Here is a 12,474-nt window from a genome sequence, read left to right on the forward strand (position 1 = left end):
CCGCAGGGGTGGAGGACTCGGCTCAGGGCTCTTGGGGAGGGCGTGCCGCCGGAGGGATCACCTCCGGCGGCACGGGCCAAAGACGCCCAATTGCCGCGTCCACGCCGCGCGGGCTGCGCCGGGAGGGGCTCGCCCGGTAGGCTTTCCGTGTGATCTTCAAGCGCATCGGTAACGGGCGGCCGTATCCCGACCACGGCCGGGACAGCACCCGGCAGTGGGCGGATGTCGCGCCGCGTCCGGTCCGCCTCGATCAGCTCGTCACCACCAAGGGCCAGCTGGACCTGGAGACGCTCCTCGCCGAGGACTCCACGTTCTACGGCGACCTCTTCGCGCACGTCGTGAAGTGGCGGGGCGACCTCTACCTGGAGGACGGCCTCCACCGCGCCGTCCGCGCGGCCCTCCAGCAACGCCAGGTGCTGCACGCCCGCGTGCTGGAACTCGGCTGAGGGCTGCGGCCACGGCCCGTACGGGTCACGACAGGTGCCGCCATTGCCCCTTTCCGGGCCGTTTTCCCACCCGTCCGGCCCTCTGGCGCTGATCGTTTAGTAGGCATAGTCACCGGGCCGCATTACGCTGCGCCCATGAGCATGCTCACTCCCCCAGGAATGGGCGGTCAGTACCGCATCACGGGCAAGACGTATCCCCGTATGCGCCGCCCCCGTCGCCGCGGCCGTATCACCTTGGCGGTCGTCGCCGCGACGGCCGCGCTGGGGCTGGCCGGCTGGGGGACGGTCCAGCTCATCGACGTCTTCGGCGGCGGCAGCGGGGACAGCGCGAAACGTGCCACCGCCGGAGCCACCTGTCAGGCCCCGAGCCCCTCGGCCGCCCCGGCGACGGCCCTGCCGAAGCCCGGTGACATCACCGTGAACGTCTACAACGCCACCCCGCGCGCGGGGCTCGCCAAGACCACGGCGGACGAGCTGGAGAAACGCGGCTTCACCATCGGCAAGGTCGCCAACGCTCCGGAGACCTACGACAAGAAGGTCACCGGCCCCGGCATACTGCTCGGCGCCCCGGCAGCCGCCAAGGGCGCCTTCTCCGTGCTCGGCACGCACCTGCAGGGTGCCGACAGCAAGACGGACACCCGGGAGACCGGGGACGTGGACCTCATCATCGGTTCGGGCTTCAAGGCACTGGCCCGGCCCGCGGAGGCCACGGCGGCGATGACGGCCCTGCTGCACCCGAAGCCGGAACCGTCGGTCTGCGCGACGCCCGCGAAGGCGCCCGGGAAGAAGTAGGCAGCGGTACGGCGAAGGCCGCCGGCCCTTGCACGGACCGGCGGCCTCTTCTGGCAGCTCGTGTTCCTGTTCCCGCTACTCCGCCGCGCCGTACATGCGGTCGCCCGCGTCACCGAGGCCCGGCACGATGTAGCCGTGCTCGTTCAGCCGCTCGTCCACCGCGGCGGTGACGACCGTCACCGGGGTGCCCGCCAGCTCGCGCTCCATGATCTCGACGCCCTCGGGCGCGGCCAGCAGCACGACCGCCGTCACATCGTCGGCACCGCGCCTGATCAGCTCCCGGATGGCCGCGACCAGGGTGCCGCCGGTGGCCAGCATGGGGTCGAGGACATACACCTGGCGGCCGGACAGGTCCTCCGGCATCCGGGTGGCGTACGTGGACGCCTCCAGCGTCTCCTCGTTGCGGATCATGCCGAGGAAACCCACCTCGGCGGTCGGCAGCAGCCGCACCATGCCGTCGAGCATGCCGAGGCCGGCCCGCAGGATCGGCACCACCAGGGGGCGCGGGTAGGACAGCTTCACGCCCTGCGTGGCCGTGACCGGGGTCTCGATGCCGACCTGCTCCGTGCGCACGTCCCGGGTGGCCTCGTACGCGAGCAGGGTGACCAGCTCGTCGGCGAGCCGCCGGAAGGTGGGGGAGTCGGTGCGCTTGTCGCGCAGCGTGGTGAGTTTGTGCGCCACCAGCGGGTGGTCGACGACGTGGATCCGCATGTCCACAACCCTAGCCCGCACTGGCATCAACCCACGCGGCGGAGGGAAGGTGGAGTCGGTAGACACAGCCGTGGGGTGGTGGTGTGGCGATGCCCGACCAGGAAGAACCCGACCGGCAGGCTGCCGCCGACGCGGAGCGCAGGAGGCGGCGCGCGCAGTTTCTGCGTGAACTGAACGAGGCGAAGGCGCTGCGGGACCGGGTGCAGCCTCGGAAGGCTCGCGCCGCGCGGATGCGGCAGGCACTCCGTATGCGCACGTTCCGGTGGTAGTCGGCGCCTCCGCCGCATGGGCGGATCTCTCCCCCGCCACCCGCACGCCCTTACCGGGGGCTCCACCCTCCGGATCCCCTCGTAACGCGCCTGAACGGCGGCCCTCCTCGAACGCCGGACGGGCTTCGGCTCGCGGCCCGGGTTCAGACTGGTGCACGACTCCAGAGCGGAACACTCCTCCTTCAGGGCCCGCATCTGCCACGATGCCGAGTGGGCGGGCCGATCAGGAGCGTGCCGCCCGATCGTCACACCTCTGATCAGTGGGAGAGTCACGGTGTACTTCGCCGCACTGCTCGCGCTCACCGAAAACGGGTGGGTAGCGAGCGACACAGAGCTCGACGATGTGGAGACCCTGGCGGATCTGACCGACCTGGCCCGCGAAGCCTCGCCGGACGACGACACGGTGCTCGTCTTCATCGAGCAGGAAGAAGCGTGGTTCGGCCTCGTCCGCGTGGAGGGCGAGGACGACCCTCGTATCTACGTGTCGGACGGCGCCGCCGCCGCCCGCTCCTCGTACGGGGAGATCCTCACCAGGGAACTGCTCGGGGACGACACGTCCGACGACACCGACCTGGACTCGCTGGACCTCGACGGCACCGAGGACGGCGAGCCGGACGGCCGGGCCGACGACGACACGGAGGAGGACACGGGCACCGCGGCCGGTGCCGTGCCGGCCGCGCCGCTGGGCGACCGGCGGATCCTGGACGACCTGGGGCTGACCGAGAGCGAACTGCTGGCGCTCGGCTCCGACGCGCTCACCGACATCGCGGACGCCCTGGGCGCCTCCGAGGTACTGGAGGCCGTCCGCTAGTGTGCCCCGCCATCCCCGGGACCGACGTCCCCGACCCCGTACGGGATCCCTGGCAGGAGCCGATGCGGCGCGCCCTGGCCGAGGCCGAGCGCGCCGCGCGGGGCGGGGACGTGCCGGTCGGGGCGGTCGTCCTGGCGTCGGACGGCGAACTCCTCGCGACCGGTCACAACGAGCGTGAGGCCATCGGCGACCCGACCGCGCACGCCGAGGTGCTGGCGCTGCGCCGTGCGGCCCGCCGGGTCGGGGAGTGGCGGCTGCCCGGGTGCACGCTCGTCGTGACCCTGGAGCCGTGCGTGATGTGTGCGGGCGCGCTCGTGCAGGCCCGGGTCGACCGGCTGGTGTTCGGCGCGCTCGACGAGAAGGCGGGCGCGGTGGGCTCCCTCTGGGACCTTGTACGGGACCGGCGGCTCAACCACCGTCCGGAGGTGATCCAGGGCGTCCTGGCGGAGGACTGCGCGGAGCTGCTGACCCGCTTCTTCCGCGACCGCTGACCGGTCCTGGCGCGGCCGACGACCGGGCGCGGCGATACCGATTTCGGAGTCGGGCCGCCTTTGGGCTAAGCTCTCTCCCGGTAGCGTGTCCGAGCGGCCGAAGGAGCTCGCCTCGAAAGCGAGTGTGGCGCAAGTCACCGAGGGTTCAAATCCCTCCGCTACCGCTGGTGACGAAGGGCCCGGCTCAGCAGAGCCGGGCCCTTCGTGCTGCTCCGACTCAGTCGGCCGGTACGAGCGCACCGGCACCCCGTCGTCATCGCCGACGGAATCCCGGCGTGCGGCTTCCGCTTGGGCCCGTCAACCGGTCGGCCACGCCGACCACCGTGGAGACGCCGCCTGCGGAGCCTCCATACGGCCTGCGTCGCGTGGCGTCAGGCCCGGCCCGTCCCGCCCGGCCCCGGCCGGATCGGAGGCACGGCCGGGGCCAGCCGCCTGCCACTGCACCGCCGCAGTCAACTGCCTCCAGGACGTGCACGCCGTGCACAACCGCAAGGAATGGCCGGACGCCGGCCTGCCGACTCTCCGGCGCGGAACGCGTCGTGCAGACCCCGCCCACCCTCGGGTACGACGACGTCTCCGAGTTCGTCAACGCCTACGGCGGCCTCTACGTCCTGCTCGGCGTCCAGGATCTGGAGTTCGCCCGCGACGGCGGCCTGCGGCCCACCCCCGGGGCCCGCGGTGCGGCTCAACCACAACCCGCACTTCTATGTCGACGACGACACCCTGGCGACCGGCGTCCGCCTGCACACCCGCGTCGCCCTCGACCACCTCACCGGCAGACTGCGACCCGCCGGCTGATCAACCCGGTGGCCGGCCGGGGGGTGCGCCGTATCGGTCCGGAACGGCGCTGCCCCGCCGCCCCCGTACAGGTTCGGGCCGACAGCACCACACGGTGGACCGGCGCGTCGGCCGGACCGGCAGAGAGGCGGCCGGGACGCGGACCCGAGGGCCCCTGCCCATGGCAGAGGCCCCGGGGTGAGGGCCCGGGGCTCCGCGTGATCGGACGGGGGAACGGCGACGACGGGGGGACGCTCGCCGCTCCCCCGATGAGAACCGGCCCTCATGCCCGCGCCGCGTGTCGGGGGAGAGCCCTGCGGCACGGACCCCGCAGTGGGGACCGGTCCGGGCTCCGGGATTTCCTGCCAGGTCCCTCGGCCCGGAACCATCCTGCTCCCGCCGGGTGTTCCCCGGACGCGGCAAAGGGCCCGGATCTCCAGGGCCTTGGTCCCGACATGCTCGGTTAGACTCACCCGACCGCCGAGGGATCACAGGTGAGAGACGGGGAGACGGGGCCGATGGTGCAGGCGAAGAAGATCACCCTCTATGCCCTCACGGTCTTCGTGCTCTACACGATCATCCAGTCCCCCGAGCGCGCCGCCGACCTGGTGCAGATAGGCTTCGAGGGCGTTTCGAGCGCCGCTCAAGCCGTCGGTCAGTTCATGACCGCGCTGATCAACTAGGACATCGGCCAGAACACCAGCTAGGAGCCTCTCGTGATTCGCCACCTGGTTCTCTTCAAGCTCAACGAGGGTGTACGGCGGGACGAGCCGCGCGTCGAGGCCGGCGCGAAGGCCTTCCAGGAGCTGGGCGCGCTCGTCCCGGAGCTGAGGTTCTGGGAGTGTGCGTGGAACATCACGGACCGTCCGATCGCCTATGACTTCGCCATCAACTCGGCGGTCGAGGACGCGGACGCGCTGAAGCGGTACATCGAGCACCCGGCGCACCAGGCCGCCGCCGGGCAGTGGCGCGAGTTCGCCACGTGGGTGATCGCGGACTACGAGTTCTGAGCGCTGCCGCAGCCACCGGACCCCTGCCGTAGGGCAGCCGTACGGCTGCCCTACGGCAGAAGGGGCCCCGCACCGGACGGTGCGGGGCCCCTTCCTCTTCGCTCTCCGCGCACCCCAACACGGCGCTATCGGGTGCTTGCACACAGTGGACATGTCTTGTGATGCTATGACCGCTTTTGACGGATGAGTTGACCGAAGTTGACCGCGAAGGGGTGGCGTGATCGTGCCGGCCAGTACCACGCCTCAACAGGTACCGCCCCAGAACGAGTCCCACGAGAACGCCGAGCCCGCCCCGCCCGACCTGCGCCCACGGCGCGCGGCGGACACCCGGGCGCTCACCCAGGTGCTCTTCGCGGAGCTGAAGAAGCTCGAACGCGGCACCCGGGAGCACGCCCGGGTCCGCGCCTCGCTCATCGAGGCGAACCTCCCCCTGGTCCGCTACGCGGCGGCGCGCTTCCGCTCCCGCAACGAGCCGATGGAGGACGTGATCCAGGTCGGCACGATCGGCCTGATCAACGCCATCGACCGGTTCGACCCGGACCGGGGCGTGCAGTTCCCCACCTTCGCGATGCCGACCGTCGTCGGGGAGATCAAGCGCTACTTCCGCGACAACGTCCGCACCGTGCACGTACCGCGCCGCCTCCACGAGCTGTGGGTCCAGGTGAACGGCGCCTCCGAGGACCTCACGACCCTGCACGGCCGGACCCCCACGACAGCCGAGATCGCGGAGCGGCTGAAGATCTCCGAGGAGGAGGTCCTCTCCTGCATCGAGGCGGGCCGCTCGTACCACGCGACCTCCCTGGAGGCCGCGCAGGAGGGCGACGGGATGCCCGGCCTGCTCGACCGGCTCGGCTACGAGGACCCGGCGCTCGCCGGGGTCGAACACCGCGATCTCGTACGGCATCTGCTCGTCCAGCTGCCCGAGCGAGAGCAGCGGATCCTGATGCTCCGCTACTACAACAACCTGACACAGTCCCAGATCAGCCAGGAACTGGGCGTCTCGCAGATGCATGTGTCAAGGCTTCTGGCGCGGAGCTTCGCCCGATTGAGATCCGCAAACAAGATCGAGGCGTAACCGGATCGGGTAGACCCGTTTGGACCCATAATCAGCCGTTCCAAAAGCCGCACAGCCCTTGTTTCCTGCACATACTCCCCCTCAAGATGTCGACAAGTCACTACAGCGTGTTGCCGACATGTGACATTCTGCTGGAACCGCGTTTGCCGCAGTCTCGGCGCCGGTATTCAGGTGGAGGCTGCGTTCCTCCGATGGTCGCGGCTCCCGCGACCGTCCGCGACCTCAAGGGGGTGGCATGTCCGCAGAACAGGGCAGCTCGAAGGTGCTCACGCTCGTTCATGACGACCAGGGCGCCCAGGGCGACCTCGCCGCCACGCTTCCCGCCCCGGCGGGAGCCGTGGGCACCGCGGCCCCGGCGGCCCTGGACACGGCTGACGCCGCGCCAGCGAATGCCGCTCCCAAGGGAGTTGCGGCGACGGCTCCCGCATCCCCGGCCGAGGCCCTCGACACACGCACGCTCTCTCGCTCCCTTTTCCTCCGGCTCCGCACGCTCGACGCCGCCGGAGTGGCCGCGGACAGCCCGGAGCGCACGTATGTGCGCGACACGCTGATCGAACTCAACCTGCCGCTGGTGCGGTACGCGGCGGCGCGCTTCCGCTCCCGCAACGAGCCGATGGAGGACATCGTCCAGGTCGGCACGATCGGCCTGATCAAGGCGATCGACCGTTTCGACTGCGAACGGGGCGTGGAGTTCCCGACGTTCGCGATGCCGACGGTGGTCGGGGAGATCAAGCGCTTCTTCCGCGACACCTCGTGGTCGGTGCGCGTGCCGCGCCGGCTCCAGGAGCTGAGGCTGGCGCTCACCAAGGCCAGCGACGAACTGGCGCAGAAGCTGGACCGCTCCCCGACCGTGCCCGAACTCGCCTCCGCGCTCGGGGTGTCGGAGGAGGACGTGGTCGACGGCCTCGCGGTCGGCAACGCGTACACCGCCTCGTCCCTCGACTCCCCGTCCCCGGAGGACGACGGCGGCGAGGGCTCGCTCGCGGACCGCCTCGGCTACGAGGACAGCGCGCTCGAAGGCGTCGAGTACCGCGAGTCGTTGAAGCCGCTGCTGGCCAAACTCCCGGCCCGGGAGCGGCAGATCATCATGCTGCGGTTCTTCGCGAACATGACGCAGTCCCAGATCGGGGAGGAGGTCGGCATCTCGCAGATGCACGTCTCCCGCCTGCTGACCCGCACGCTGTCGCAGCTGCGGGAGGGGCTGATCGCGGACTGACGGACCTCACGTCGGCATGCGGCCGCGGCCGGACCGCCACCGACGGTCCGGCCGCGGCCGTATGCCGCCCCAACCGGCCGATCAGCCGGGCCGGTTGGTCCGGAGAGCTCCGACGGTCAGGAAAGCGCCAGCCAGGCGACCGCGGCGACGACCGCGATGGCCGCCACGACGCCGACGATGAGCCCGACCCGGGGCCCCGACGAGTAGGTGGTGGCCGCCTCCTGCTGTCGCTGCGGGGTGCCTTCGTCCACGAACGCGCGGAACATCTGGGTCGAGCCCGCGGGGTCGTAGCTGCCGTTGCCCTCGGGGCCCTGGGGGGCGGTGGGGTTGTGTGCCATGGGGCAGGACACTAGCGAATCCGCCCCCTCCGCCCCACCCCGGGACGCCTTTGCCGACCCTTGGCCGAGGCTTTGACCGCCCATCCGTCATTTCATTTGCCTGCAGCAACCATCCTCCCTTACGCTCTTATGGTTGCCCTAAGCAACAAAATGCCCGGAGGAGTCCGAGGAGCACGAGGAGTACACCGATGCCCGCCCGAAGCCCGTACGAGGAGCTGGCTCGCCAGCTCAGCGCAGTCGGCGCCGTCAAGCGGGGCCTCACCCGGATCCTCCCGCCCGAGTGCCCGGCCGGTTCGGCGGCCGTACTGGCGCTGCTGGACCGGTACGGCGAGATGCGGATGAGCCGCCTCGCGGAGCTGCTCGGCATCGACATGTCGGTGACCAGCCGCCATGTGGCCCAGGTCGTGGACCGGGGCTGGGTCGAGCGCTCCCCTGATCCGTACGACGGCCGCTCCCGCATCCTGCGGCTGACGGCGGCGGGCCGGGAGCTGCTGGACGCGCTGGGGCGCCGGGCGGCGGACCTGTTCGCGGAGCGCCTCGCGGACTGGGCGGACGAGGACCTAGGCCGTCTGATCTCGCTGCTCACCCGGCTGCGGGCGGACTTCGGGGACTGCCGGGCGACGGCGCGGCTTCAGGAGTCGGCGCGGGTGGGGCCCGCGGGCCCCGTACAGACGGCGCGGGAGCCGACCACGCCCCTGACGGCACCGGAGGAGCCGGCCCGCCGGGCGACGGGCTAGGCGCGCCGCCCACCGCATCACACCGCCACCCGCACACCTCACCCCCACCGGATGCAGAGGAAGCATGTCCACACCGACCACCGACACCGCCGTGCGACGCGGCCACGCCGAGGAGGGCGCGGCCGACGGCGCACCGATGACGCACCGGCAGATCATGGAGGCGCTGTCCGGCCTGCTGCTCGGCATGTTCGTCGCGATCCTGTCGTCGACGATCGTCTCCAACGCGCTGCCGCAGATCATCTCGGACCTCGGCGGCGGCCAGAGCGCGTACACCTGGGTGGTGACGGCCTCGCTGCTGGCGATGACGGCGACCACCCCGCTGTGGGGCAAACTGGCCGACCTGTTCTCGAAGAAGCTGCTGGTGCAGCTGGCGCTGGTGATCTATGTGGCGGGCTCGGTCGTGGCCGGGCTGTCGCAGAGCGCGGGCATGCTGATCGCCTGCCGGGTGGTGCAGGGCATCGGCGTGGGTGGCCTGTCGGCGCTGGCCCAGATCGTGATGGCGGCGATGATCGCGCCGCGCGAGCGCGGCCGGTACAGCGGCTACCTGGGCGCGACGTTCGCCGTGGCGACCGTGGGCGGGCCGCTGCTGGGCGGGGTCATCACGGACACCGACTGGCTCGGCTGGCGCTGGTGCTTCTATGTGGGCGTCCCCTTCGCGGTACTGGCGCTGCTGGTGCTCCAGCGGACACTGCGGCTGCCGGTGGTACGGCGTGAGGCCCGGGTCGACTGGACCGGCGCGGCGCTCATCAGCGCGGCGGTGTCTCTGCTGCTGGTCTGGGTGACGTTCGCGGGGGACAAGTACGCGTGGCTGTCATGGCAGACGTACACGATGGTGGCGGGCTCGCTGCTGCTCGGCGCGGCGTTCGTGCGGGTGGAGGCGCGGGCGGCGGACCCGGTCATCCCGCTGCGGCTGTTCCGCAACCGTACGATCACGCTGGCGTCGCTGGCCTCGCTGTTCGTGGGAGTGGCGATGTTCGCGGGAACGGTGTTCTTCAGCCAGTACTTCCAGCTCGCGCGGAACGAGTCGCCCACCATGTCGGGTGTGCTGACCATCCCCATGATCGGCGGCCTGTTCGTGTCGTCGACGGTGTCGGGCCTGGTCATCACGCGGACGGGGCGCTGGAAGGCATGGCTGGTGGCCGGCGGTGTGCTGGTCTCGGCGGGGCTGGGGCTGCTGGGGTCGATCCGGTACGACACGGAGTACTGGCACGTGGCGGTGTTCATGGCGCTGCTGGGGCTGGGGCTCGGCATGATGATGCAGAACCTGGTGCTGTGCACCCAGAACCAGGTGGCGCCGGAGGATCTGGGCTCGGCGTCGTCGGTGGTGACGTTCTTCCGGTCGCTGGGCGGCGCGGTGGGGGTGTCGGCGCTGGGGGCCCTGATGGGCCACAGGGTCGCGGACCACGTACGGGACGGGCTGGCGGCGCTGGGCCCCGAGGGCGCCGCACTGGGCCACGGCGGCACGGCGGGCGGCGGCATCCCGGACCTGGACGCCCTGCCGGTGCCGGTCCGGACGGTCGTGGAGGCCGCGTACGGCCACGGGGTGGCCGACGTCTTCCTCTACTCGGCGCCGTTCGCGGTGCTGGCGCTGGTGGTGACGCTGTTCATCCGCGAGGTGCCGCTGAAGGGCGCGGAGAGGTAGCCGCGGCGAGGGCCAGGATGTGCGGGGCCGCCTCGCGGAGCGTGGCGAAGTGCCGGTGGGCGCCCTCGACCGGGGCCGCGGTGTTGACGTTCCAGACCGTCATTCCGGCCCGCAGACCGGACTCGACGCCGGTGGGGGCGTCCTCGACGACGAGGCAGTCCGCCGGCGCGGCGCCCAGCAGTTCGGCGGCCCGCAGGTACGGGACAGGGGAGGGCTTGCCCTCCCCTACCGCTGCCGCGTCCACGACCACGGGGGGCAGCGGCAGGCCCGTACGGGCGAAGCGGCCACGGACACGGTGCTCGTAGTTCGACGTCACGAGGGCCCAGGAGCCCGGCGGGAGGGCACGGAGCAGCTCCGCGGCTCCGTCATAGGACGTGTACGTCCCGGAGCGCACGTCCTCGTCCTCCAGGGCGTGCAGGGCGGCGAGGCACGCCTCCGGGTCGCGGTCCGGCGCGACCCGCGCGAAGGTCTCCCTCGGGCGGGTCCGCAGGGCGACCCGGTGCACCTCGTCGCCGTCCAGGCCGTACCGCTCCGCCCAGGTACGCCACACCCGGCGCTGGTTGCTCAGCGCGTCGATCAGCGTGCCGTCGACGTCGAAGAGGACAGGCCGTGTGCGGGGGATTCGGGGACGGAAGGTTTCCTCGGTCACGCCCTGATCATGCCAGCACGCCGCGGGCCTCGGCCGTGGCGGTCAGGCTCCGGACCGTCTCGGGGGACGCGGCCAGGAAGGCGAGGGCGGGGAGGCTCGCGGTGTGGGTGCGCGTGGGGGCGACCAGACCCCCCGACTTGTACGTGATCTCGGCCGGGAGCATCAGTTCCGTGCCCTCGCACAGCCCGGCCCGGTCGTAGACGAGCCAGGTGAGGAGTTCCGCCACCTGCGAGACCGCCCAGTCACGGCCGGGCACGCCGAGCAGCGCGCTTCTGAGCTGGTCGAGGCACCGGTCGATCATCTTCCGCGTCAGGATCCGCCCGGCGTCGACCTGGTGCAGGCCCTCGGCCTTCCCCCACGGGACGTCGACCGCGTCGAAGCCGATTCCGTCGGGGCCCACGCGCACGGCTCCGAACCGGTCCAGCACGCGGATGGGGCCGTGCAGGCGGGTTGGGAGGCGCGGATGGGTGGCGAGGAGTGCGCCGAGGGAGACCTCCCACGGCTCGGTGGCCGGGGTCTCCGGCGTGCCGATGCGCTCGAAGGCGGCCTCCGCCCAGGCGGCGACGTCCTCCTCCGCGGTGGTGACGGCCGTCCTCAGCCGGTCGGCCGCCTTTCCCAGCGCCCTCACCGGGGATCCGGCAGGGAGTCCCGCCGTCTCGCCTCGATGCCCGCGATCAGGACGTCCAGCGCGAACGCGAAATCGCGGTCCCGCATCTCCTGGACCGTCTGGCCGCCGCGTGCCTCGACCATCTCGCGGCTCGCGTCCACGACGGGTGTCAGCTCGGGCTCCCTACTGATCGCTCCCATGGCGTACGAGAAGAACTGGTCCTGCGTCAGGCCGGACTCGGCGCAGCGCTTCAGGAAGTTCGCCTCGATCGTGCCGAAACCGTACACGAACTGGAACACGGCGGCGAGGGCGCCCGTCTGGTGCTCGGGTGCCAGGCCGGTGCTCCGGATGATGCGCTGCACGCACAGCGCGAACGCGCTCCAGTTCGGGCCGACGTTCAGGAAGCGGCCCACCAGCGGTGAGAGCCACGGGTGGCGGATGAGGAGGGCGCGGTAGCCCGCCGCCAGGTCGCGGATCCGGCTCTGCCAGTCCCCGCCCGGCGGCGGGGCCTCCGGCAGCTCGACCTCGCCCATCACCGCGTCGCTGGCCAGCTCCAGCAGGTCGTCCTTCGAATCGACGTACCAGTACAGCGACATGGCCGTCACCCCGAGGTCGGCCGCCAGCCGCCGCATGGAGAACTTCGCCGGCCCCTCCGCGTCCAGCAGCCGTACCGTCGCCGCGGTGATCCGCTCCCGGTCCAGTCCGGGGGCGGTCCCGGACTGGCCCCTGCGGCCACGCCCCGCGCCCGCCGCCCTTCCGTCGTCGAACCAGACGCTCATGCGCGCGGGCTTCCCGGCGGCGGCAGGGTCCGCCTTCGCCTCCGACCGCCGCTCGGCCGCCCGGCCGCCCGGCGAGGCCGGCCGGGGCTGCGGCGCCGGTTCGGGCTCCGGCCGTGCCGGAGGC

Annotated in this window: 16 protein-coding genes and 1 tRNA gene; 12 read left to right on the forward strand and 5 right to left on the reverse strand. The window is 71.8% G+C overall.

Features of this window, described 5'->3' with window-relative positions:
* Window positions 1-149: 149 nt before the first annotated feature.
* Together I3F58_RS20775 and I3F58_RS20780 are read left to right on the forward strand one after the other, a co-directional pair.
* Window positions 150-446, forward strand: coding sequence for a type II toxin-antitoxin system VapB family antitoxin (locus I3F58_RS20775; protein ID WP_028427380.1), 297 nt, complete (start codon window positions 150-152; stop codon window positions 444-446).
* Window positions 447-581: 135 nt separating this feature from the next.
* Entirely contained in the window at window positions 582-1,238 is a 657-nt protein-coding gene (locus tag I3F58_RS20780; RefSeq protein ID WP_240110168.1) for a LytR C-terminal domain-containing protein, read from the forward strand.
* Between the two features lie 75 nt (window positions 1,239-1,313).
* On the opposite strand, the gene upp is transcribed toward I3F58_RS20780, so the two are convergent.
* Entirely contained in the window at window positions 1,314-1,949 is a 636-nt protein-coding gene (gene upp / locus I3F58_RS20785; RefSeq protein ID WP_240110169.1) for a uracil phosphoribosyltransferase, read from the reverse strand.
* A gap of 89 nt (window positions 1,950-2,038) precedes the next feature.
* Here upp and I3F58_RS20790 point away from each other — a divergent pair, with 89 nt between their 5' ends.
* The 8 genes from I3F58_RS20790 to I3F58_RS20825 all read left to right on the forward strand — a co-directional run bounded on the left by I3F58_RS20790 (window position 2,039) and on the right by I3F58_RS20825 (window position 7,598).
* Window positions 2,039-2,218 carry a hypothetical protein gene (locus I3F58_RS20790; RefSeq protein ID WP_240110170.1) on the forward strand — a complete coding sequence of 60 codons (180 nt, stop codon included), beginning with the start codon at window positions 2,039-2,041 and terminating at the stop codon, window positions 2,216-2,218.
* Window positions 2,219-2,492: 274 nt separating this feature from the next.
* On the forward strand, window positions 2,493-3,029 hold the full coding sequence (locus I3F58_RS20795; protein ID WP_240110171.1) for a hypothetical protein: 537 nt from the start codon (window positions 2,493-2,495) through the stop codon (window positions 3,027-3,029).
* A 62-nt stretch (window positions 3,030-3,091) separates the two neighbouring features.
* Window positions 3,092-3,520: a tRNA adenosine(34) deaminase TadA gene (gene tadA, locus I3F58_RS20800; RefSeq protein WP_240110184.1), complete on the forward strand. Its 429-nt coding sequence runs from the start codon at window positions 3,092-3,094 to the stop codon at window positions 3,518-3,520.
* 79 nt (window positions 3,521-3,599) lie between these two features.
* Window positions 3,600-3,684, forward strand: a tRNA-Ser gene (locus I3F58_RS20805).
* A 1,107-nt stretch (window positions 3,685-4,791) separates the two neighbouring features.
* Window positions 4,792-4,980, forward strand: a complete 189-nt coding sequence (locus I3F58_RS20810) for a hypothetical protein (protein ID WP_240110186.1) — start codon at window positions 4,792-4,794, stop codon at window positions 4,978-4,980.
* A 33-nt stretch (window positions 4,981-5,013) separates the two neighbouring features.
* On the forward strand, window positions 5,014-5,307 hold the full coding sequence (locus I3F58_RS20815; RefSeq protein WP_240110172.1) for a Dabb family protein: 294 nt from the start codon (window positions 5,014-5,016) through the stop codon (window positions 5,305-5,307).
* Window positions 5,308-5,530: 223 nt separating this feature from the next.
* Window positions 5,531-6,382, forward strand: a complete 852-nt coding sequence (locus I3F58_RS20820) for an RNA polymerase sigma factor SigF (protein WP_240110173.1) — start codon at window positions 5,531-5,533, stop codon at window positions 6,380-6,382.
* A 235-nt stretch (window positions 6,383-6,617) separates the two neighbouring features.
* A complete protein-coding gene (locus tag I3F58_RS20825) occupies window positions 6,618-7,598 on the forward strand; it encodes an RNA polymerase sigma factor SigF (RefSeq protein ID WP_240110174.1) in 981 nt (326 codons plus the stop codon).
* Window positions 7,599-7,714: 116 nt separating this feature from the next.
* Here the strand turns inward: I3F58_RS20825 and I3F58_RS20830 are convergent, their stop codons facing one another.
* Window positions 7,715-7,936: a hypothetical protein gene (locus tag I3F58_RS20830; RefSeq protein WP_240110175.1), complete on the reverse strand. Its 222-nt coding sequence runs from the start codon at window positions 7,934-7,936 to the stop codon at window positions 7,715-7,717.
* Between the two features lie 188 nt (window positions 7,937-8,124).
* Here I3F58_RS20830 and I3F58_RS20835 point away from each other — a divergent pair, with 188 nt between their 5' ends.
* Window positions 8,125-8,673 carry a MarR family winged helix-turn-helix transcriptional regulator gene (locus tag I3F58_RS20835; protein WP_240110176.1) on the forward strand — a complete coding sequence of 183 codons (549 nt, stop codon included), beginning with the start codon at window positions 8,125-8,127 and terminating at the stop codon, window positions 8,671-8,673.
* Between the two features lie 64 nt (window positions 8,674-8,737).
* Window positions 8,738-10,315 (forward strand): MDR family MFS transporter, encoded by a 1,578-nt coding sequence (locus I3F58_RS20840; protein ID WP_308355046.1) that lies wholly within the window; start codon window positions 8,738-8,740, stop codon window positions 10,313-10,315.
* Here I3F58_RS20840 and I3F58_RS20845 read toward each other — a convergent pair.
* The 3 genes from I3F58_RS20845 to I3F58_RS20855 are packed head-to-tail and all read right to left on the reverse strand — an operon-like array spanning window position 10,278 to window position 12,350.
* Window positions 10,278-10,964: an HAD family phosphatase gene (locus tag I3F58_RS20845; protein ID WP_240110177.1), complete on the reverse strand. Its 687-nt coding sequence runs from the start codon at window positions 10,962-10,964 to the stop codon at window positions 10,278-10,280. The two genes, I3F58_RS20840 and I3F58_RS20845, sit on opposite strands and share 38 nt — an antisense overlap.
* A 7-nt stretch (window positions 10,965-10,971) precedes the next feature.
* Window positions 10,972-11,592: a hypothetical protein gene (locus I3F58_RS20850; protein WP_240110178.1), complete on the reverse strand. Its 621-nt coding sequence runs from the start codon at window positions 11,590-11,592 to the stop codon at window positions 10,972-10,974.
* The gene (locus I3F58_RS20855; RefSeq protein ID WP_240110185.1) at window positions 11,589-12,350 is read right to left on the reverse strand and encodes a TetR/AcrR family transcriptional regulator; all 762 of its coding nucleotides are present in this window, start codon (window positions 12,348-12,350) and stop codon (window positions 11,589-11,591) included. The genes I3F58_RS20850 and I3F58_RS20855 overlap by 4 nt, the downstream gene beginning before the upstream one ends.
* Window positions 12,351-12,474: the final 124 nt, after the last annotated feature.

The sequence above is a fragment of the Streptomyces sp. MUM 203J genome (assembly GCF_022414595.1).
GTDB lineage: Bacteria > Actinomycetota > Actinomycetes > Streptomycetales > Streptomycetaceae > Streptomyces.